Here is a 21721-nt window from a genome sequence, read left to right on the forward strand (position 1 = left end):
TCATTATGGTGCCTCACTACTAAAGATGCCGATATTATCCGTATAATCGGTTCCTTCATCAAACCATTCACTTGCCTCGTAGTCTGCATTTCCATGGGTAACATCGGATTGTCTAGCTAAAGTGGTATGAGGCTGAAACACTGCCGTATCAATCAACTGATTATCGTAATAAAGCGATAAAGTAACAGGTGCTGAATCATCGTTATAAAATCCCATGTCTGTGAAGTAATCTACATGCGCATCACCAAAATACATGGTATCTCCTATCACGAAAGTAGCTCCACCTGGAATAAAAGCACCAGCGTCTTGACTTATTTCGATCGAATTTCCACTATCACTGCGTTCAATTCTAATTTTTGAAGCATCCAATTCCTCAGAACCCGCATTATAAAGCTCAATAATCTGCATCATAGAGTCGCTCTCCCCCCATGCCAACTCAGAGAAGAAAAGTCCCTTCTTTTCTCCAGCAGTGACTTGGAAGATCGTTTGAACGGTTCCCCCCTTCCCATCATCTGCGGTAACTGTGACTGTAGCACTTCCCACTGCAAGCGGAGTAATACTCAGTTGGTCGCCTGTAACGGAAACCGTTGCTACGCTAGGGTCCGATGAATCAGCGAAATACGTCAGTAAGTCCAAATCTTCATCTGCAAAAGTTGAAGCAAGTCCAATAGTTGTGTCCACAGCACCTGCTTCTGTAGAAACATCATTAATCGTGCTTTGAACAACAGGAGCGTGATTAGCAGCAGGTGGAGGAGTCACCGTTAGAGTGAAATTCGTATCCACTGTACCCCCGTTTCCGTCATCTGCTGTAACCGTAATCGTGACTGTACCTGCGTTCACTGGCGTAATTTTCAGATCGCTTCCGTTTACCGCTGCTGTTGCCACGCCCGTATCTGTCGAGGTTGCCGTGTATGTCAGCGCGTCGCTGTCTTCATCTGCAAACACACTCGCAAGGCTCACCGTCTTAACTCCATCCGCGGCTCCTGTCGTCACATTGCTGATCGACGTTTCCACCGTCGGCGCATGGTTCACGGCTTCCGGGATCACAGGCGTAATCGTCACGTTGAACTGCGTATCCACCGTGCCGCCCTTGCCGTCATCTGCTGTAACCGTAATCGTGACTGTACCTGCGTTAACTGGCGTAATTTTCAGATCGCTTCCGTTTACCGCTGCTGTTGCCACGCCCGTATCTGTCGAGGTTGCCGTGTACATCAGCGCGTCGCTGTCTTCATCTGCAAACACACTCGCAAGGCTCACCGTCTTAACTCCATCCGCGGCTCCTGTCGTCACATTGCTGATCGACGTTTCCACCGTCGGCGCATGGTTCACGGCTTCCGGGATCACAGGCGTAATCGTCACGTTGAACTGCGTATCCACCGTGCCGCCCTTGCCGTCATCTGCCGTTACCGTAATCGTGACCGTACCCGCGTTCACTGGCGTAATTTTCAGATCGCTTCCGTTTACCGCTGCTGTTGCCACGCCCGTATCTGTCGAGGTTGCCGTGTATGTCAGCGCGTCGCTGTCTTCATCTGCAAACACACTCGCAAGGCTCACCGTCTTAACTCCATCCGCGGCTCCTGTCGTCACATTGCTGATCGACGTTTCCACCGTCGGCGCATGGTTCACGGCTTCCGGGATCACCGGCGTGATCGTCACGTTGAACTGGCTGTTTATGGTCCCGCCTTTGTCGTCGTTCGCCGTAACCGTGATCGTGGCTGTTCCGGCGTTCACCGGCGTGAGAGTCAGCTGACTTCCATTCACCGATACTGTCGCTACGTTCGTTGCTGAAGATTTCGCTGTGTAGGTCAGTGTGTCTCCATCAGCATCAGCAAAACTATTTGCCAAATTAATCTCTTTAGGCTCATCTGCTGCATTTAACGTAATATCAGTAAACCCGGTAGTAACGCCTGGCGCATGGTTAGTCACTGATTTTGTTGAAGTTCCACCTCCGGAGGAAAATGTCACGCTGCTCGACGTAACTGTAGTCGGTTCTTGAACCGTTCCGTCAGCGGACTGAATTTGTCCAATCTGCTTTTGTACTTCGTTGTAATTTTGGATAACTTGTGAAACGGATGCATCTTTAGGCAGCTGAATCATTTCAACTTTAAAATTCGGGTTCAATGTCACTTTAGCGTTTGCGTTGGCAACTTGAAGCTCCCCGATTGTTCCGGTTCCTTTAATAGAAATACCATTGCCGGAATTCACATTAAGATGGTTTACGTTTCCATTCAGCTGGATATTAGAAACACCGTCATTAAGCTCGATTACTCCTTTGATATCCCCTTTAATCTGAACACCATCACCTGAAATTCGAAGCAGGCTGCTTTCCGGTAGACCATTGGTGTTTAACACAACATCTTTTTGTACGATTTCTAATTGTTGCAGCCCGTCCACATTACGATTGCGCGAATTAAACTTTAATTTAGCTCCTTTTAACGCATCTTTATTGGAGTTTCCGATTAACTCTTTCAAATTTCCCTCTATTAAATAAGGAACATTATCGATTGTTACAATGTCTCCATCAATGCTATTGATCGTAGCTGTTTGCTCTTGAGTTTTGAAAATATCCAGCAGGAAAGGAGCAATATCCTCCCTTTTTACTTCACCCGTGGGATTGAGCTTGCTGTCATGAATGTCAATTAAACCTAGACGAAGTGCTGTATCTACCGATCCAGCCGCCCATTGGCTTACCAAGGACTGATCTTTGGGTAAAATGCTTGATCCGCCCTCTGCATTAACCCCTCCGACTGCACGGACAAACACAGCTGCCAGCTCTTCACGTGTAACAGGATCGTTCGGACGGAAGTTTCCTAATCCATCCCCGGATAGAAACCCGGCTTTTTGTGCGGCTTCTATATATGGGGCAGCAAATTGTTTACTTTGCACATCTTTAAAAGTAGAAGAACTCGAAATAGGGTCCAATTTTAAAGCTCTGACCAATAATACTGCGAGTTCCTGACGAGTTAATGTTGCTGCAGGGCGAAAAGTTCCATGAGGATCTCCCGATAAAAGCCCTTGGCGTACAGCTTCTTGGATGGCCACCATTTTATCACTCGTCACATAGGATGTATCTGAAAACAAATTATTGGTAGGCGTTGCAGCGTAAGCAGAAGTACCAAACGCCGCCTGAAGAGCAACAAGAGCGGCTGCCCACTTAAGTGAATAAACTTTCAATGGTTCTACCTCCTAATTTACTTTTGAGTAAAACGACCCTATTCGATCTTCGAAATGTTTCTACATAATTCAAAGATAATAAAGCTTATTCACTGTATTTACCGATAAAAATGTGTTTATATTAATCTTTTATTCATATATTTGTCGAAAATAAGTGATTTATGTCGTTTTCAACTAATATACATGAAACCACTGAACCAATTCTGAACAAAAGCTTATCTATAATGATGCCTAGTTGTATCAAGTCTCTAACTATATCCTTCAAATAACTTATTTCCGTAAATGATTTATCGGAACCCTCCCTTAATCGCGACTCTTGTGCTAAAAAAAATAATCGCAGGCTAGATACCTGCGATTATTTTTAAATTAAGACAGCCTATGCGAAGTATAGAATTACGTTTTAAAATGATTAGTTGCCAAGATTAGCAATGCCGCTGCTGAATATCTTAAAACGTTATATTCGTATCTTTTTTTCATCATAGCCCTCGTCGACTATTGTTCAGCTTCATTTAGCATTAAAAAGCAGCAGCTTCACGGACTTGTTCCAGAAGAATGTTAAATTCGAGACTTGAAAATACATTTGTTATTCGCGTTGTTTCGGATGTAACTATCCGTAAAAAATAAAAAAGCTAGGTTTACGAATTATTGGCATAATCCGTAAACCTAGCTCTCGACGATTCTTACTTAAGGTTATATTTTTTGTTAAAGCGATCCACACGGCCACCGATATCCACGTTTCTTTGTTTACCAGTGAAGAACGGGTGGGAAGCGGAGCTAGTATCTACACGGATAACTGGGTATGTGTTGCCATCTTCCCATTCCATCGTTTCTTGCGAATATTTAGTGGAAGCACTCAGGAAAGTAAATCCACAGCTAGGGTCCAAAAAGATAACTTTGTTCAATGTTGGATGAATATCTTTTTTCATTAGTTTCACCTAATCTTTCATGTAGTTTTAATTTCAAACTCAAACGTACTGGCGCAATACTCCATCAGTTGGCAAAAGGAACGGTTATGTCCCAGAAAAAAAGACGACAGATCATAACGGTTACGCTCAAGCTCGTAAACGACAAGCAAACGATGCAGCATATATCGCATCGCCCATTGCACGAACGCTCCGGATCTTTCGTCAGCCTTCATCGTTATATAAGCATATAGTGAATGGTCCTCCGGCTCGTCCCAAATGCTGACACCAGCACAGGAGAAGTCGGTAGCCACGTGCTTTCGATTCAAAAGGCAAAGCGTGCCATATAGCTCAGCATCTATCATACAGCCATGAAAAAAGCCGTTCTCTTAGATGCAAGCTTTAACTTTAGACGCTCTGTCCACTGGACTAATTCAAGTTTTCGCCGGTTCCATAACGCAGGCTTTTGCAAACTTAACAGGCTTCGCTCAGGAAGCAGAATCATTCAGGTTGCTATACAGCAGACCTAAAATTATCTAGTTTCACGATGGATCGTGTACTTTTTCAGACGCGGAGAGTATTTTTTCATTTCAAGACGGTCCGGATGATTTCTTTTGTTCTTGGTTGTTGTATAGTTGCGGTCACCGGATTCGGTGCATGCCAAGGTAACAATTACGCGCATTTCTCTTCCTCCTTAATTGGAATACATGGTATACAATTACAATAGTAATTTTTACGATTAGTTCTATTCTATAATTCATGCTCCGCTTTGTCAACCTTAGAGTCACGGTTTGTCGCTTCTTCGACCGTGTTCCAGCGATTACGGTACTGTGCAAGCTTCGGATGAAGTTCCTGGGGTGCGCTCGAAAGCACCAATCTGACATTTCTAATCCATTCTCCAAACGATGCATAGGAAGCGCACAAATTTGCAGTTTCAGGACTCATGTACAAAAAAAGTGGGGTCGTATACTTTTCCGCCAAAAAACGGATGGCTGCTTCAATCGGTGTATACTTTTTACGCTTACCTTCCCAGTTCTCAATCACAACAGCACTCAAAGCTTGCTCCCGCTGCCACTCTCCCAGCTCGTCCACCCGCTTGTAATACGAACGTACCGGCTGCTTCCACATTCTTCTGACGGTTTCTTCATGTAGCGGATACAACACCAGCTTTGTAAAAGATAATGCAGCCCCTGTTTCGGCAAAAAGCTCCAGCTCTCTGGCTGTAATCTGCTCGAACGTATCATAGTAGACCATGGTCCCTTTATGCGTCTCGATCGGAGGCTCATAACCATAGGGTACATATTGAAGGTTTCTTGTCATGCCGGACACTCCGTCCTTCCATAGATGAACTTTTCCTTCTATATTATACCCTTGTTTTGGCATGAGTTTACATCAAATGTTTATCCTTGTTCAACAGCAGGCGTATTACGGCGTGAACCCCTTCTGAATTGCAACGCATAAAGTGCCATCGTCACAAGCGCAATCAGTGCAAGCACCGTAAAAATATTGCTAAAATTGAATACCTGCACATTAGATACGACAGGATTCAAATGAAAGGACGACGAACTATCCAGCGTTTTGCCCAAAATACTTGTCGTGATCGCCCCGGCAATGAAATTCAGCAGAGATAGCAGCCCCATTCCAACACCAATCTGGTCTTTCGACAAGGTACGAGAAATCGTGTTGGACATGGCAATTTGCATGAAGGTCTGACCTACGTTTCCGAAAATAAGCAAAAATAAAATCAGATACGGAGAGGCACCCACAAATGTAGACAAGCTGATAAAACAGATAAACAAAAGCGATACAGCTGTATAGACGAGAAACGAATTTCCTTTGCTATCCGCCAAACGCCCTCCTCTTTTACCCAATAGAGCCGAAGCAATAGCAGCCGGAAACATAACCAGTCCAATTATTGCCGGCGTAAGCTGATTGAGACTGTTTAGAAACTGCGGTGCCAAGTACGGCAATCCAAAGCTAATCCCCGTCCCTAAAAAAGCAATAAGGAGCCCGTATGAATATTGCTTGTTACGGAACAGCTTCGGCTGGATGAATGGATCATGCGCAGTGTTAATGCGCCATATAAACAGTGCAAATAACACCATACCGACCAGAAAAAACATCATATTGGTTTGCGAAATCGAAAGTAATAAGAAGACTACTGTTCCACCCAGCAATAATCCACCTAGAAAATCGAACTTCTGATCCTCTCCACGCTGATCGTCCAAATATTTGCGGAAGAACGGCAATGCGATCAGTGGCAGCATGGAAATGACGAACAAAAAACGCCAGCTTGCAAAGCCTGTGATCAAACCGGAAATAATCGGAGCCAGTGCAGTACCTAACGCCAAGCCGATTGCTGTGACGCCCAAAGCACGTCCCCTTTTTTCAGCCGAGAAATAACGGACTGGGACGATCATAGCAGTTGCCGGAATAACAGCAGCCCCTGCAGCCTGAAGCAAACGAGCTACAATGAGCATCCAAAATTGATTGGCCAACAGTCCAATAAGCGAACCCAGTGCAAAAAAGATAATCCCAAACGTCAGCAAATCCTTAAGACGATATTTATCTGCCAATTTGCCGTAGGTCACCGAGCCAACTGCATACACGATCATATAGCCAGTCAGCAACCAACTTACATCGGAAGCACTAATATGAAACTCCTCTCGAATCACAGGCATAACGACATTAAACATAAAAGCGTTCATCACTGAAAAAACAAGTGTGAAAGCTAGCACTCGCATAAGCTTATCCGCATTGGGATAAGTTTGTTCATTTATCATTTGGTTGTCTCCCTCTCCTGTAAACCTCTTATCTAAGATCATATTTCACTGTTTTTGATACCCCTATCCGGGCAAATTCTCTATATATCCGCTCAAACGCGGGTGTCCTCATGGTGGTAGTCGCGGAGAATTTTTTTAAGCAGGCCGCGCAGCGTCTCCGATTCTCCGACAGATAATGTTTCACCTACCGAGCTTTTAATTGCCTCAATAGTACGTTCAGCTACTTTGTGAATCTCTAAGCCTTCCTCAGTCAAATAGATTTGCTTCATTCGTGCATCTTCCGGGTGACTTTTGCGTATTGCCCAGTTTTTCTTAACGATCCCGTTAACCAGGCTGGTAACGCTTGATTTATCAATAAGCAATAGCCTTTCCAAATCCGTATTGGTGACTCCAGGCGACACCGCCAGTATATAGAGCGTCTGCGATTGTGGGGAGGTGAGTCCCAAAGGGCGCAGTGCCGTTTCAATTTCGCGCCGGACGGTAGTGAAAATCCATTTAATTAAATACATCGTGCTCTCTTCCTCCCAAGGAAGACAAACGGGATACACCTCGCTTCCCATCTCACTACGAACCTCCATATCCATCTAATTTTAATAGTTTGAATTCCAACTAATTTTAATCAGCTGCCTACTTGGTGTCAATACTTTCGTAAAATGATGTTTACTAAGATAAGGTGAATTTCAAATTACGGATTCATCCTTTATGGAAATATAGGCATAATAAAAGACGAGTCCTTGAAGGAAACCCGTCTTTTACTTCATTCATCATTCATTTGTTTTATAGTTGTTTAGTCCGCGGCTTTCACTTGAACTAGCGGATATTCTTCTTCATCAACGGTAACCGTACTAGCATCATTCAGCTCCAGCCGTTGCCAAATGGTTAACAACGTACGATAAGGATACTTCTTCAGATCGTACTCCTTTGTCTCTGTACCATCACCGGACGTGCTACCTATGGTTTTATCGGCTGCTATACCACTACCCTCAGTAGAAATCTCCGAAGTCGAGCCTCCGTCCGTGTTGCCTGTCACTGCTCCAGACTGATCGCCGCTTGTTCCACTGGATGTACTACCACGAGCTGTGGAACCACTGTCCGTGGATTGTCCATCTGCTGTCGTACTTTTTGTAGTGGCGCTCCCAGTGATTACGTCACCGGATGGATCATTGTTCGCATTACTGGCAGCTTCCTTGTCGTTCTGTTCAGCAAGCGTAAAATTTTCGTATAAGTGCTCCTGTTGATCCGCCCCAACAATGACGAGCTTCTTCGGCTTAAATTCTGCCTGCTCTGTCGATGTCTGAAACGCAAACAACAGCTTGACCATTTTCGTAGTGGACTTGGTATTAGGCACATGTGTCACTATCGCCGTAGGCTCCTCTTTTACGGGCACTGTAGGCTCTACAGGCTGTTGTACAGGCTTCGGAGCAGCAACAGGCGCAGGTGTGTCACCAGATCCGATCACCCCGGTTGCTTTCAGGCCGCCGAGCGTACCTGCAATGACAATCAGCACGATCCCGGAAATCACCCCACCTTTACGAAAACGACGAAGTGTTTTAACCAACGGTGTGTCCGTCTCCCGCTTTGCTGCCAAATAGAAATTTTTAAAAGCAGGCTTTGCAGGTTCAAAATATTGACGCCACAGCGTTTTTTTATGCAGTCCCTCTCGTCCTTCCTTTTGGAAGAATAGAAGTAGCGCACGTCGATACGACGGTTCGAAACCGCCACGTGGAGTAGCAAACTCGGGGTGTTCTTCCGACCATCGGATAAAGCGGTACATCGTATCGTTATCCTTCGCCCATTTGCGGATCGAACTGACCAGACGAGCAAAGTCCAATATTCCTTCTCCCGGCCCGTCAGAACGATAGAAAGCAGGCAACAGACGGGCAAAATGGCCTTCCGCAAGCTGCTGGGGCAGCCAGCCATAAGCCCAATCCTGTACCTTTTCTACTTCGCCAGGCTCCAGGCCATCCAGTACCGACGGTTCCGGTTCCTCCGTGTTAAACCAATCGTAAGCTGCAATCAATCGCACTGCTTGTCCCTTGAGAGGAGCAGGCAGCTTTCCAACCCACTGCACCAAATCGGGCCGTGTAAAAAATGGAATCTGTATGACCTGATCGGGTGATATTTCTTTTAGCTCTACTTCGGTAAGTAAATACCGATCCGACGCTTCCTGCAAGCGCTCTGTCAATCCAGATTGCTCCAGCGGGGACAGTTTGCCTACGGCAGAGCTGCTGTCCCATTGACGCAAGCGTTGGTGAATGGCAGCCACAGCCTCTACTGGTTTTCTTTCGGCACGCAGTCTGCCCATCAATGCAGATTCTGCCAAAAGCTGAAAATCGGCATTCGCCGACACTTCGATATACCGACTGCCCCATTCGTGCACAACGGCCAGCAGCCCCTTGGCATCCGGTGTTCTTTTCATCTGACTGTCCATGTAGGGAATGAACAGCATTTTTGTAAGCGCCGGATTACCCAGCACTTTCGTAAAATATGCCTTGCCTAATGACGGATTCTCCTCAATCGTATGGTAAATATACGTGACTGCTTCCGTATTTCTGGCAGTATAAGCATTGTTTAGCGAACGGATTAAATATTCCACCAACCGATTTTCGCTGCTGCGTGCATGAACTTTATAATAGTCCTTGAAACTATCGACTAGACCTACATCTGGAATATATCCATCCTTCACCCGATCAAATTCATGATCAAAAAACGATAGAAACAGATCATTCAGCCTCATTTTACGTGGCAGCGCATCGGGTGGCGATAAATAATCAGTCAAGCTTCGTAATACAGCGATTCGTTGTTCGTTGTATAATGCCCGCTCTCCCTGCTCAATTCTGTACAACGTAATGAGCTCATGATAGCTGGATGGCGTCAAATCACGCCCTGCCTCCATACCTGTCAGCATCTGCTCGGCAAATTTGAAGAAATCATCCGGCGTCTCACCATTCAGCAACGTACGGACAATCCAGTCAAAATACGGCTGTCTCACCTGCTCTGCATCCACATTAAGTATTCGACTATGGTTAGACAGGTCAAATACAAAGTCCTTTTCCACATTCCGATCACCGGGACGCAAACTAAAAGGCTCAACGAACATTAAGTGAATGCCTTTTCTGCTGTTCGGTTCCTGTGCATATGTAAGAAATCCGAGTCTGTTACGAAATGCATAAGGCAGTGCCGCATACAGCACACCCAGCAGCTGCTTGGCTGAAGAACCGACCGCTTCTACAGGAACATTCAGCGCTACATATACCTTTTTGCGACCCGCTGCGGACATCATGACTGCGTATAAAAGCTGTTTGAACACTTCTTCGCTCAGCTGCAATTGAGCCAGCACTGTAGACGGGTCAACAGCCGGAAATACACTTCCACCCGGTAGACGCTCCAATTCCGGTAAATCCGTTCCCTGCTCAATATCATAGGTATCAACAAATGATGTGTTCAGCCACTGCTTATAGTCAGACGGAGATTCACCATGTCCGGCTGGAATCACATAGTTGTGCGTGAAAAAGGCGCTCCGCAGCCCAGTAAAATCCGCAACCTTATAAATACTGCGGCCAAGCACTACATCCCCGGACTCCGTCCGTACCAGATGCATGGCTTCCGGATAGACGCTTTCCTGCTTCTCGCCACGCGCCGTCAAGGCAGCAGGCGCATCATATACACATAAGGGATGGAGCACCTTTTTAATAAAAGAAGCATCCAATCCTTTGGAATTAGCCACTGTATCGAAGCCTTCCGTAGAACGGAAAATTCCACGCCGTTCCCGTGTGTACATCTGCTGTTGTATCAAATGAGAGGTAGAATAACTCACTGTGATTCTCTCCCCTCAATGTACTTCAACTTGTAAAGCAGCCAAATGAATGGCTCATCCACACGGATCGGACTAACCAATCCTTGCAGCTTTTGCTCCACTGGATTGCTACCCAGCGCGGAAACCGCGAAATAGGCCGTATCCGTAAAATATACATCCATCGTGCCCTTGAACGGCTTATCCACCTTTTCGATGAAGCGTCGAACTTCGCCATCAATGTTCGCGAACTCATCCAAATCCATATATTTGCGATGCTCCATCGGATTAAAAATATTGCTATTCCTCTTGATGTATGTGCCTTCTTCATCTGCCAATGCAGTAAGCATATCACTTTTGGTCAGGACGACAGCGGTCGGAATGTCCGTTTTCCCTTTTTCCTGATAAGCAATAAAATCACCGAACATCGTAAGTACGACATCACGCGGTTCATCATATTGTGAGACCCATTCACCCGGCTTATCGCCAAGGTTAATCTTAATGCGCTCCCGAATAGAGCGGATTTGCAGTGGATCGACCATAAAGAGAATACCTGCTGAATTCTTAATATGCTGTCCATGCAGTCCCAGATAGTCCTGATCTACCATTCCCTCACCGGCGACATCAAAAAATACCAGCGTCAGTGGCGGCTTTTCCTCATCCTTAAATACAAACTGGAAGATAAAAGGCTCCTGCATCTTTTCTTTTTGTGTCGATGTAAGCAGATCGCCTCGTTCAAATAGGGGTTCCTCATACATGGTGCGGAACTTTCGGCTGATCTCTGCATTGAGCGGCATGCAAGCCGCGTCAAAATGATCGGCCGTAACATGCTGCAACGTGTGAATCAGGGAGGTCATATAGACAGATTTCCCCGCCTGCGAAGCCCCAATAATCGAAATGATATTGCTAGGCACCTTACCCGCCGTCACGGGCAGCTCGTTATGGCAGTGCGGGCACAGTCGGTGGCGCGTCAGCTCGCCATAACGGTCCGTCAGTCCTGTCAGTACATGATCAGAATACAATCGATGTTCCTCAGGAACATCATGGGGATGCAAAATCGCCTCCATATCATGCACACTATCCAAGCCAAAACGCTCCCGATATTTGTTCAATAGCTCATCTTCACCTAAAGCGTAGTCCTCGTCATCTTCACGGTGATGAGAAGCGCGGAATACCACGTCCTCCGGGGAAAATTTACTAAAGCAATAAGGGCACACAATATCATAAAATAACGGCCTTGGCGCTGCCTGTGGCTTTCTTCTGAATAAATTGCTAAGAAAACTCATCGGTTGCGGCCTCCTTTCATTCAGGAACTAATTCAAATACCGTGCCATATTTCTGGCCGTCTGTAAAAAACAGCCGCACATATTCATCTCCCCCCACTTCAACAGCGGGTAAAACATTCCGTCCCGCGGCAAAGGGTGCCGTGAATGGATACAAGGTTCCATCGTCCCGGTCTGCGGGATAGCCCCCGCGCTTCTTCACGTAGCAAAGCGCCTCCTGCGGGACAGGAACTTCGGCTGTCACCTGAATCTGGACGGTTTTGCGGCTGCGAAACCAGCTTTTTTTATGGTGAACCGCATATCTGATTTTAGCCCTCCCCGTACTCAACTCCAGTTGGTTGGCTCCGTCTTGCTGACGGATCACGTAAGTGTCTCCATCCTCCCGAACAGCCGGATATACGATATACCGTACGCGTCCAATACCATCAATTCGGTCACGATAGCTACCAGCAGCCTTATACTCCTCGCGTGTAAACAGTTTTAGGCTTGAAAAAGGCGGTAAAACTTCACCCTCATTTTGCCCATTCACACCTGCATCGGCTGATTGTTTCGCAATATATACCACGGCTGCGCCCTCAGGCCACTGCCAGCGCAACACAACCCGGTTGTCATCAATTTTGTGGCTCAGCTCCGAAATAACAGGATCACCGGGCTGTGCTTCCCTATACTGCATAAGTTCCAGGCCTCCCGTTCTAAAATCCACTGCTGCGTCGATTGCGCGTCGGGGCTTCCGGTGCCCCTCTCCGGCGTCCTGACGGCGCACCCTGACTTCCTCCACCGGAAGATCGGCGAGTATTTTCCGCAATCGGTAGAACAAGCGAAAAGACAGCGATAAGGGCTGCCAGTACGAGCGCTGCCACCAAACGAATCATCAAGTCGCCTATAGGCGAGCCAGATAATCCCTTTTCCAAAATAAAGCCAGCGAGCAAGCCTGCCGGGACTCCTCCAATCGCAAAATTCCGCGCGAGAAAACGGTTATCAAACATCAGCCCAAGAGCTAATCCTAATAGAGCGCCGATAATGACCAGAGCCGTTACGCGATAAATGGCAAAATACAGACTGTCGGCATACTCACCTGTCCGCTCCGTTACCAGTGTGCGATCACCGATTTTGTTATATATTTTACCGAACGCCTGAGTAAGTCCTTGGGCATTGGCTACATTAGAATAAGTTCCGCCTGTCAGGTCAGCAATATTTTGCAATAAGGCTATACCATCCGACTCTGCCAGCTTCAGCCCGATCGTATTGATCGGAATCTGGCGGGCGATATAAGGAGCCAATGCCGTCTGGGTATCCAGCTCGCTAAAGCCGTCAGAGAGCATAATAACGAGAGAACCTTTTTCTGCATTGCCTTGGGTTTCAATCTCCTTGATCGTCTCATCCAAAGCAAGTCCGATCTCTGTACCGCCTGACATTATAGTCTGCATACTATCAATTTTGGAATAAACCGCTTGCTTCTCTGCATCTGTGCGAATGGGAGTAAACGGCTGAACCAACTGCGCAGTAGAATCAAATGAAACAATGGCTACCCGCTTGTCTCCATCCATTTGGCCAATTAGACTCTTGGCAGCCGTTAGGCGTTCATTATCGGGATCTGTTTGCTGCATACTCCCGGAATTATCAATCACTAGCACGAGGTCCTGTACGCTCTTGCGCCCTTCAGGGTTAACCTGATAGCCCAACTCCAATAGCAGACCTGCGACGAATAACATCACCAGCGTTGCAGGCACCAGTAACTTCCAGGATAACCCGGAGTAGCGCTGCCGCCATGAATGCCCATTTAACTGTGGCGAAATTAGTTCGCCGATCAGACAACCTAGGCCAATACACAGTGCCATGATGCCAAAATACAGCCCGATCACGACGATATGCGGCCAGTGCCCTATCAATTTGTGAAGAATAAGCTCTCCCAAGATGAAGCCTACTACAGCGCCCAGCAAGCCGAACAGCAATAGGAGAACGTTAAATTTACGCTGCTTCATAAGAATCGTTGCTTCCTTCCATCATTAAAGTAGGATGAATATGTGGCTACCGCAATTCCGGCAACCGGTCCACGTCGATTCCGTGAAACACGAAACCATTCGCAGTATATGTCTCATAATACGTTTTGCCGTTGCGGTAAACCATCAGATCCTCCAGATGGAAGCCGCCCATCAAATGCAGCTTTTCCACCCCGCTGCTGCGACGCTCATGTACAAAACCCAGCTTGTAAATACGCGAAGTAATGTCCACATCCATCGCATAAGGAAGAAATTCACCTTCGTAGTCACCAAAGAAGTACTTTTCTTCATACCGATGCTCATGGGTATAGTCGAGCAAACGTACGTTAATTCCACCATGTTCCTCTAACGTTTGATACAGTTTCTTAAACAGCTCATCCTTCGGAACGACCAGCCGATTTTCATATGCAGCAGCTACATTCGCACGCCGCAATAATTCTTCTTCGAAGGTCTGATTAAACGGCTGTGAACTGAGAATCAAGGTGCGACAGGTCTGCGTAAGTCGATCCACCAATGCGGACAGGCCCCCGTCCAGCAATCCAGATACAGGCCCCATATGCCGGGTATCAAAGAATATAGATTTTCCCCGCTTGCTTTCCAGCTCACGCATGACATCCTCCGTCACACGCTCGTAATACTCGAACAGGTTTTGACCTGTGTAACTGTCGGCCTGCCGAATACTGTCTGTTGCAGCTTGATGTAATTCACGCTCCAGGCTGGAAAGCTGTACTGTAATATGCTTCGCTTGTGCATGCCATTTTTCTAGTGCCAGTTCATAGCGGCGAAGCAGCTCCAAATCGGCTTGAATTCGCAGCATGTGCAGTTTGTGCCCGTAAACCGTCTCGGTCAGGTAACGAATCAAGCTGCGCACATTATGCTTATCCATGAGTGGCAGTCGTTGAAAAGGTTGGTCCTCCACTCGCCCGCTATACAGGGTGTCCAGTTCAGCAGCACTAATCTGCAAGTCATTGGACGTATCCCGAATCAGCCCCCGAATGGCGGTAAGCACATTTCCTGTTTTATTTTCATCTGTCCAGTCTGTTAACTCGAATAAGCCGATTTCAGGATATTCCTTGGCAGCTGCATTCACAGCCGACTGCAGACCTGATTCCGCCTGAAAATCTCCCAACCGTTTGTGCACAATCCGTTCACAGTTATCGCGGAAAAAGGCTTCGCAGCCCTGACCAAACAAGGCTTCCTCCGCCTCACGTAATGTCATTCGCTTCAACGAGCCGTAGCTGGTTCCGCTGGTCATCAGTGCGCTCATGTCCGTGATCGCTTCATTACCAGGAACGAGATCATTTCGCGTGCGACCACGCTCAGCAGCATCTAAACCAAAATAATTCAGCTTATCGCGTATGTCCCACTCCTGCTCTGTTCTCATACGCTCTAACAGCTTCACATAAAAGTGATACAGCACCGTAAGTGCGATTGACTGGTTAGGGCGGTTGACTCGGGAAAATCCAGCCGACACATAACCCTGCCGCCCGGATTCCGTCATGATGTTGTTTTTAAACGATGTATTGTTGTATCCCCCATCCTGTGACCGATAGGAATCTCCTGCCTGATAGCGGTTTTTAAGAAGCTGAATATGGCAAATGATGTCACAGCTTTCTCGCAGGCTATTCGGCACCGTTACGCCGCGTTCGTTCTTGTCGGACAGCACATAGACGAGGTCGAACAACGGTGATGGAGCATGGGTTACTGGAATGGTCAATTTGTCCTCGGTCATATGAAGCGGTGCCGTAAACGTATACTCTGGACTCTGGATATAGTCCAGCTCCCGCATGAAAGCAACGGACGTTGCATTACTGTAACCGAATTGGACAGCCTGATCGCTTTCATTCACCAACACATACAGATCCATTTGTACCGATTTAAAAGACTGTGCAAAAATATACTCCGCCAACAGCGTAATTTCAGGGATTAATACGTTCATGGGGTCATCCGCTGTCGTCAAAATCGACAAATGGACACGCTCGAACGAAGAATACAACCGACCGTAATCTGCCAGATGTCCACTAGCCCGGCGCAACGCGGTGTTAAGCTCAATTAGCTGCGATTCATGTGTATAAAAAGCCTGGTGCAAGTCACGGCGTATCGTTTGGTGGCCACTTTCCTCCGGTACCGCTATCGTATGAACAATAGCATCCACCGAACGATCTACAGCCGCATGTTCTTCCTGCGAGCGGATCTGAATATACGTTACTCCCGTGCTGTTATCCCACTTGGTCCGGTTGATATCTGCAATGGTGTTCATCACCGGGTTCATGCGATCACCGATAAAAAGAAACACGGACGGGAAATGGATGCTGCTGCGTCCATCCCCGCTTCCGATTAATTGGTCCTCTGCGGCTGCATAGTCAGCCGCATAACGTAACAGCTGCTCTCTCATACTTTATTTCAACTTTCTGCGGATGTCGTTTAATTTTCCAGCCATTTGAGCATAAAATGCATATAGTTCCGCTCCGTTAGCCAGCTCCACCTTTTCATATTCCAATTGATTGCGGGCCTCTGTGTAAGTAGCAGCCAGTTCATCTAGCTTCGACAGCAGTGGTGTAATATCCTCCGATGAAGTCAATACAGCATCACGGCGATCCGCCTTGCGCATTAGAGCTGCGAATTTCTTTTCATCCAAACCACGGAAGTTTGTAAACACTTCAAACTCCACATAATTACGGCTCTTCATGACATTGGCAAACGGCTCCCAAGCCTCTTCTTCTTCGTCACGATCATAGACGTACAAAGCACCTTTTTTCGTAATCGTATCCGTATAGAGTGCCTGAATGAACTGATCCAGCCATTTTTCTTCATCCTGATATTTGCCCAGCAAAGCTTCCAGTTCAGTGGCTTTCGCTTCAATTTGTGTATATTTCGCTAGTTCTTCACGAACCACCTGTGTTAACTCTGGTGAACGGATCAGGTTTTCCTTCGCCATCTCTTCATTGATGCTGCCAAAGATGTCCTTGCTTCCGGCCTGCTCCAGCCCTTCAGCCAGCAGACGTTTCAACTCAGACCATGCTCTTTTCACCTCACCCAAATTCGGCTTGGATTCCTGCAAGCGCATATCGTAGCCTGCCAGCATCGCATTCAGATCTAGCGCATGTGAACGGATTACAGTGAAGCGGCTGCTCGTATTCTGATCGACATCCTTTTCTCGAATCACGCCAAGTGACTTGGCACGGTCAAAATCATTACGAATGCGGGCATTGTAAGCTTGCACACGCGAATTGACGTAAGTTTCGCCCCATGACTTTTCAGGAATCGGCGACGGAAGATTAGTCCAGTTGTTCTGACCTGTTTGTACCAGATGGCGGCCAATACCTTCGCGGTCAAGAATCGTTTTTTCATAGCTTTCTTCATACACTTTGAGCGGCGTATATACAAACAGAGGAACACCATTACGCGTATTGAGCCAGAAAATCCGGTTACGAACTTCACTCTCTTTAATAGTAAAGTGTGATTTGCCAATTGCATTATTTTGATAATTGCGAACGCCCTTCAGGATATTAGGCGACTGTACAGGTACTGAAACGAATCCCCATGACGGGAAGTACAAGTTGCCAGAGCTATTGCTCAGATGGAACACTGGTACAGCTTCCTCATCCAGTTTGCTCGCAATGTAGCGCTCCACAAACTTTTCAATGGCTTCATCTTGCCCGTATTTCATGACGAGGAAATCCTCCATGGAACGGGTAATGAGATCACCGAACTTATCAGTCAAGAAATTGGAGATTGAGCTGATGATGTCCATATCCTGATCCTTCACCCATTGATCTGAATTTTCCAGCAATTCTTGGGCAAAATCACGAATCAAATCATCACCGTTGCGGTTATCCAGCAGCTTGGTCACAACTTCAGAAATATCCGGTACACTTACCAGATTCCAATAGTACGTTTTGTTGCCTTTGTGATCGGACTGTTCCTCGCCGTTAATCAGCAGATCGCCATTCTTCTCGAAAATTGCGCTCAATGCGTTCAAAATTTCAGTAAATACATTATAAATGCGGCTATTTTCCTTGTTCAACAAGTCATACAGGTCTTCATAAAATTCAATGAGCTGCTCTGTACGTTCCACATCAGCCCGCAGCCAATATTCATTAATTTTCGCTTCGATGTACGCATTTTTCTTTTTATCCTTAGACACAAACGCGCTCTTGGCATCGCCCAGCTTTTCGTTCGCCTGCTCACGTGCCCATTCAATGTCCGTAGGAATACGGTGCAGTGATTCACGCAACGTTTCAACATATGAAAGCAGCATTTTCAGCAAGCTAAATCCTTTTTCAGTATAAATCATGCGGGATACATAAAACGGCCCTTGCTCAGGATGGAGAAACATCCGGCGAATTTGATCCGTAAACTGTCCAGTAATTTCACCAGGAAGCTGCTTCTTCGCTTTGATATACTCTTCGCGGGCACGCGTCAGGAACGTTTGCTCAAGCTCGGTGTCCATATTGACAACTTGCATTTTAACGACATTGCTATAACTTAACCGTTCACTGTTTTCAAAGCCAGGAAGTGGCTCAGGTACACGGGATTCAAAGTTTTTGATCATGCTATCCAGATCCACGCCCAGCTTGCGGGCAAACTTCTCTACATCCTCTTGATTTGGCGATTGCTCGAACATTTTGGACATTTTGCCAAACATTCGATAGGCCAGATATGTCGTCATTTCCTCCATTGGCAGTACCGCCGAGGAAGCCCCGATAATATTGTAATCGTAGTTTGCCGGATACGCCTTATTCATTTGTGCGATGTTGGTACGGATATTGCTGATATAGTCATGAATGGCAAACTCTTCGCCCGACTGTTTTTCCTCACTCGCCATAAAGTTAGTGATGTTCTCAGCGGTGACATTCATGCAGTAATCGTAAGCATTTTCCAACAGCTTGCCTTCCGTATTCGTGGCCGAAATGAGATGGCACAGATTAAACGGTGGAAGCGGCGAGTTCACGGTCAGAATATTTCCGTACTGCTGCTTAAAACGTTCACCACGGCTGTCTACATTCATCCAATAGTCCAGTTCTTTCAGTGCAGCATAGCCGTTCTTTTTAATATATTCACGGGTATGCTCGCTCAGGCTTTTGTTCGCCAAATTAATATCTGGTGTAAACAGATAACCTAATGTATTTACACGGTCTACGCCTGCAGAGCCATAGTCGCGCTCAATAATTCCTCGGACGATATATGAAATATCGAGGAAGGTACCGCTTCCTGTACCGCCGGACAAACCGGACAGCAGGAACACCATAAGCTTCTTGTTGGTGCCTTCAGACAAGGTTTTGATTTTTTTGTCAATGCTTTGTACGACCTGATTGATTTTGGTGAACAGCAGCAATCGTCCTGCCTGCCGCACCCCTGCCGCACCATTCATACCATCGGTAATGCTTAGTTCGGGAGACAGCCAATCGGTAATGTACGGCTCAAGAATGCTGCGGTTTTGCAGCAATCCACCGATTTCCGCATTGGATAGCAGTACAAACTCATTGATAGGGTCCAAACCAATCCCCTTGTATTTTTTGTTGCGGTCTTGTTCATTCGTTTCAAAAGCGAGAAATTCCACATTGTCCGGTTTATCACTCTTTTTCTTGGAAATCGGATCTGCTGGAAGCTTGAATCTACGGTTAATTTGATATTTCAAGCGGAGAAGGGCATCAATCCCCGTTCCTCCGAGTCCGATAATTAAAATAGGATTATCAATAGTATCAACTCTGATCTTATCGCTTACGATCCCTCCGCCGAGTGATACGTCTAATTGTTGGATATGCTCTCTAACTACTGGTTTCATAGATATGACCTCCTAAGGGTTCGTTTAGCTGTTTACTGAAATAAACTCCAGTAAAATGGTTTTGTCCACACTGGCTAACGGAATCGTCAGACGATCACCGTTTTTGAGTTCAAGACCGTTGCCTGTGTCAACAGCCCGTCCGGATTTTTCAATCGTAATCTCGGGGGTACTGCGCACAATGATACGATCCTGATTGGCTGGTGTGAACACGACCTTGTCGGTTCCAGCAAATTCCGGTGCCAGTTGCAGCAACTGGTGCAGATTAAATTTGCCTCGGAAGGTGTTCAGCTTCTTGTATTGCGGATACGTTTTTTCGCCGGTGTTCTCATCCCGGATTTCCAGTACGATTTGACCGACAAAGCCACGGTTGGCCTTTTTGACAGCCTTCCAGATGAAATACGCGGCAACCAGCAGAACGAGCAGTCCCAGCCCTAAAAGAATGAGTGGCATTAGCTTGGACTTTTCAGCAGGTGTTGTTGGCTGCGTCGTGCCCGTATTCGTACCGCTCGTCGCCCCTGCTTTAGCACTGATGGTTACAGGCTGTGTTTCACGGTAAAAGCTCTTCTCCTCTGCTCTAACGGTTAGTTCGTAGTCATGCTCATCTGGAATCGTATAGGAACCGGTAAAAGAATCCCCTGCATTGGTTAACGGCACCTCATTCGTTGTACCGGAATCCAGATCCTTGACCTTCAGAACAGCATTCATATTCGCATACAATTCCTGATCCTGGAGCTGCTGGCTATTGCTCGTCAGGTAGGAACGAATTTGAACTGCATCGCCTTTTTTGTATGATTTGGCTGACGGTGCGTCCATTTTCAGCTCCAAATCATAGTTAAACACCAGATTAATATCAATCTGATCCTGCTGGACTCCCTTGACTTGGAGCTTCCAGTCACCAGCCACAGGCTTAAGCAGTTTAATCAGCGAGTAGCTTTTGGACTTGGACAGCAGCACATCACTCGAAGGAATCGGCTTGGTGTTACCCGACGGGTCTATCAGTCTCGCATCCACCGGTTTCGAGGACATGATCGAAATGTTAGCCTCCAGCACACTATCGTTCGGTACGGTTACCGTTACGTCCTGATAGTCGCCGTTTGCCGTAATGGACTGCAAAGGCACCACTTTCAACTTCAAATTGCTGGCGAAAATTTCACTCAAAATGTTCGGCAGGTCATCCGCTGAGCTTGTAATAAAGGACTTGCCACCCGTTTGCTGCGCTATGTCGGCGAGCTTGTTTTTATTCAGCTTTCCATCTGCATTCAAACCGATGGTGTAGATTGGAACGCCGCTATTTTTAGCCTCAGCTACAGCCTGTGCCATATCTTGATCGGATTGGCTTTCGGTTCTGCCTGTCGTCTTATTAAAATCGTTGTTACCGTCGGCCAGCATGACGATCATAGGCGCATGTCCAGCTGTTTTACCATCTTGCAAAATGCGGATCGCTTCCTTGACACCCACGGAGGTGTCAGTATACGCCCCCCGGTTCAGTCCGTCAATAAACGTCTTCAGTTCCTGCTTATCCGCTTCGGATGTAATATTAAGCAAGGCTTTCTCGCGCTGTACGACATCCGTATACGCTACAATCCCGACTTTGTCATTTTGCGTCGACAGCATATCAATGAACATTTTCATGGCTTCATTGCCAATTTTCCCAGGATCACTGGTGTTCATTGAATTACTTACATCGACGACCAGCACCGCATCCACCTTAGAAGCAGAGGGTGAAGCGGCATTCGCCATCTGTGGCTGCCATGCCAAAATCGAGGTCATGATCATTGTACATATGATTCCGATGACCAAAAACCATTTTCTGTCTCTACTAAACATCGCTTGTACCCCTTTGCCGGTTAATTCTCATTCTAAATTACAGTTGTACTCCCCTACTATTAAATTATAATGAGTTTTACATGAGCGCCAGCTGAAAATACTGCCCGAATGGTCTGAACCCAACCAAAAAGCCTGTTATACCGCAAGATTTTACCAATATCCTGCAGTAAT

General features: G+C 46.6%; 14 protein-coding genes. All 14 read right to left on the reverse strand.

What is annotated here, in order from left to right; genetic code table 11:
* Positions 1 to 3: 3 nt before the first annotated feature.
* Entirely contained in the window at positions 4 to 3174 is a 3171-nt protein-coding gene (locus MHB46_RS03365; RefSeq protein ID WP_341161611.1) for an Ig-like domain-containing protein, read from the reverse strand.
* A 680-nt stretch (positions 3175 to 3854) separates the two neighbouring features.
* On the reverse strand, positions 3855 to 4100 hold the full coding sequence (locus MHB46_RS03370; RefSeq protein ID WP_013310118.1) for a type B 50S ribosomal protein L31: 246 nt from the start codon (positions 4098 to 4100) through the stop codon (positions 3855 to 3857).
* 17 nt (positions 4101 to 4117) lie between these two features.
* On the reverse strand, positions 4118 to 4405 hold the full coding sequence (locus MHB46_RS03375) for a hypothetical protein (RefSeq protein WP_341161612.1): 288 nt from the start codon (positions 4403 to 4405) through the stop codon (positions 4118 to 4120).
* Between the two features lie 203 nt (positions 4406 to 4608).
* Positions 4609 to 4758 carry a 50S ribosomal protein L33 gene (rpmG, locus tag MHB46_RS03380; protein ID WP_013310116.1) on the reverse strand — a complete coding sequence of 50 codons (150 nt, stop codon included), beginning with the start codon at positions 4756 to 4758 and terminating at the stop codon, positions 4609 to 4611.
* Positions 4759 to 4826: 68 nt separating this feature from the next.
* Positions 4827 to 5396, reverse strand: coding sequence for a hypothetical protein (locus tag MHB46_RS03385; protein ID WP_250268191.1), 570 nt, complete (start codon positions 5394 to 5396; stop codon positions 4827 to 4829).
* A gap of 80 nt (positions 5397 to 5476) precedes the next feature.
* Positions 5477 to 6859 carry an MFS transporter gene (locus tag MHB46_RS03390; protein ID WP_341161613.1) on the reverse strand — a complete coding sequence of 461 codons (1383 nt, stop codon included), beginning with the start codon at positions 6857 to 6859 and terminating at the stop codon, positions 5477 to 5479.
* Between the two features lie 92 nt (positions 6860 to 6951).
* Positions 6952 to 7419 (reverse strand): MarR family winged helix-turn-helix transcriptional regulator, encoded by a 468-nt coding sequence (locus MHB46_RS03395; protein WP_165175440.1) that lies wholly within the window; start codon positions 7417 to 7419, stop codon positions 6952 to 6954.
* Between the two features lie 227 nt (positions 7420 to 7646).
* Positions 7647 to 10676, reverse strand: a complete 3030-nt coding sequence (locus MHB46_RS03400) for a GAP1-N2 domain-containing protein (RefSeq protein WP_341161614.1) — start codon at positions 10674 to 10676, stop codon at positions 7647 to 7649.
* On the reverse strand, positions 10673 to 11938 hold the full coding sequence (locus MHB46_RS03405; protein ID WP_254351317.1) for a TRAFAC clade GTPase domain-containing protein: 1266 nt from the start codon (positions 11936 to 11938) through the stop codon (positions 10673 to 10675). Before MHB46_RS03405 ends, MHB46_RS03400 begins: the two co-directional genes overlap by 4 nt.
* A gap of 16 nt (positions 11939 to 11954) precedes the next feature.
* Positions 11955 to 12608: a beta-mannanase gene (locus MHB46_RS03410; RefSeq protein ID WP_341161615.1), complete on the reverse strand. Its 654-nt coding sequence runs from the start codon at positions 12606 to 12608 to the stop codon at positions 11955 to 11957.
* A 19-nt stretch (positions 12609 to 12627) separates the two neighbouring features.
* On the reverse strand, positions 12628 to 13917 hold the full coding sequence (locus tag MHB46_RS03415; protein WP_103047751.1) for a vWA domain-containing protein: 1290 nt from the start codon (positions 13915 to 13917) through the stop codon (positions 12628 to 12630).
* Positions 13918 to 13963: 46 nt separating this feature from the next.
* Positions 13964 to 16330 carry a transcription initiation factor TFIID gene (locus MHB46_RS03420; protein ID WP_341161616.1) on the reverse strand — a complete coding sequence of 789 codons (2367 nt, stop codon included), beginning with the start codon at positions 16328 to 16330 and terminating at the stop codon, positions 13964 to 13966.
* Positions 16331 to 16333: 3 nt separating this feature from the next.
* A complete protein-coding gene (locus MHB46_RS03425) occupies positions 16334 to 19723 on the reverse strand; it encodes a tubulin-like doman-containing protein (RefSeq protein WP_165175448.1) in 3390 nt (1129 codons plus the stop codon).
* Positions 19724 to 19747: 24 nt separating this feature from the next.
* Positions 19748 to 21550 carry a vWA domain-containing protein gene (locus MHB46_RS03430; RefSeq protein ID WP_272640579.1) on the reverse strand — a complete coding sequence of 601 codons (1803 nt, stop codon included), beginning with the start codon at positions 21548 to 21550 and terminating at the stop codon, positions 19748 to 19750.
* Positions 21551 to 21721: the final 171 nt, after the last annotated feature.

Origin of the sequence: Paenibacillus sp. FSL H7-0703, assembly GCF_038003485.1 — a bacterium.
GTDB classification, from domain to species: domain Bacteria; phylum Bacillota; class Bacilli; order Paenibacillales; family Paenibacillaceae; genus Paenibacillus; species Paenibacillus polymyxa_B.

Coding starts and splice junctions, on each gene's coding strand:
- MHB46_RS03370 (WP_013310118.1), bottom strand. CDS start 4,100: ATGAAAAAAGATATTCATCCAACATTGAACAAAGTTATCTTTTTGGAC.
- rpmG (WP_013310116.1), bottom strand. CDS start 4,758: ATGCGCGTAATTGTTACCTTGGCATGCACCGAATCCGGTGACCGCAAC.
- MHB46_RS03385 (WP_250268191.1), bottom strand. CDS start 5,396: ATGACAAGAAACCTTCAATATGTACCCTATGGTTATGAGCCTCCGATC.
- MHB46_RS03390 (WP_341161613.1), bottom strand. CDS start 6,859: ATGATAAATGAACAAACTTATCCCAATGCGGATAAGCTTATGCGAGTG.
- MHB46_RS03395 (WP_165175440.1), bottom strand. CDS start 7,419: ATGGGAAGCGAGGTGTATCCCGTTTGTCTTCCTTGGGAGGAAGAGAGC.
- MHB46_RS03405 (WP_254351317.1), bottom strand. CDS start 11,938: ATGAGTTTTCTTAGCAATTTATTCAGAAGAAAGCCACAGGCAGCGCCA.
- MHB46_RS03410 (WP_341161615.1), bottom strand. CDS start 12,608: ATGCAGTATAGGGAAGCACAGCCCGGTGATCCTGTTATTTCGGAGCTG.
- MHB46_RS03415 (WP_103047751.1), bottom strand. CDS start 13,917: ATGAAGCAGCGTAAATTTAACGTTCTCCTATTGCTGTTCGGCTTGCTG.
- MHB46_RS03420 (WP_341161616.1), bottom strand. CDS start 16,330: ATGAGAGAGCAGCTGTTACGTTATGCGGCTGACTATGCAGCCGCAGAG.
- MHB46_RS03425 (WP_165175448.1), bottom strand. CDS start 19,723: ATGAAACCAGTAGTTAGAGAGCATATCCAACAATTAGACGTATCACTC.
- MHB46_RS03430 (WP_272640579.1), bottom strand. CDS start 21,550: ATGTTTAGTAGAGACAGAAAATGGTTTTTGGTCATCGGAATCATATGT.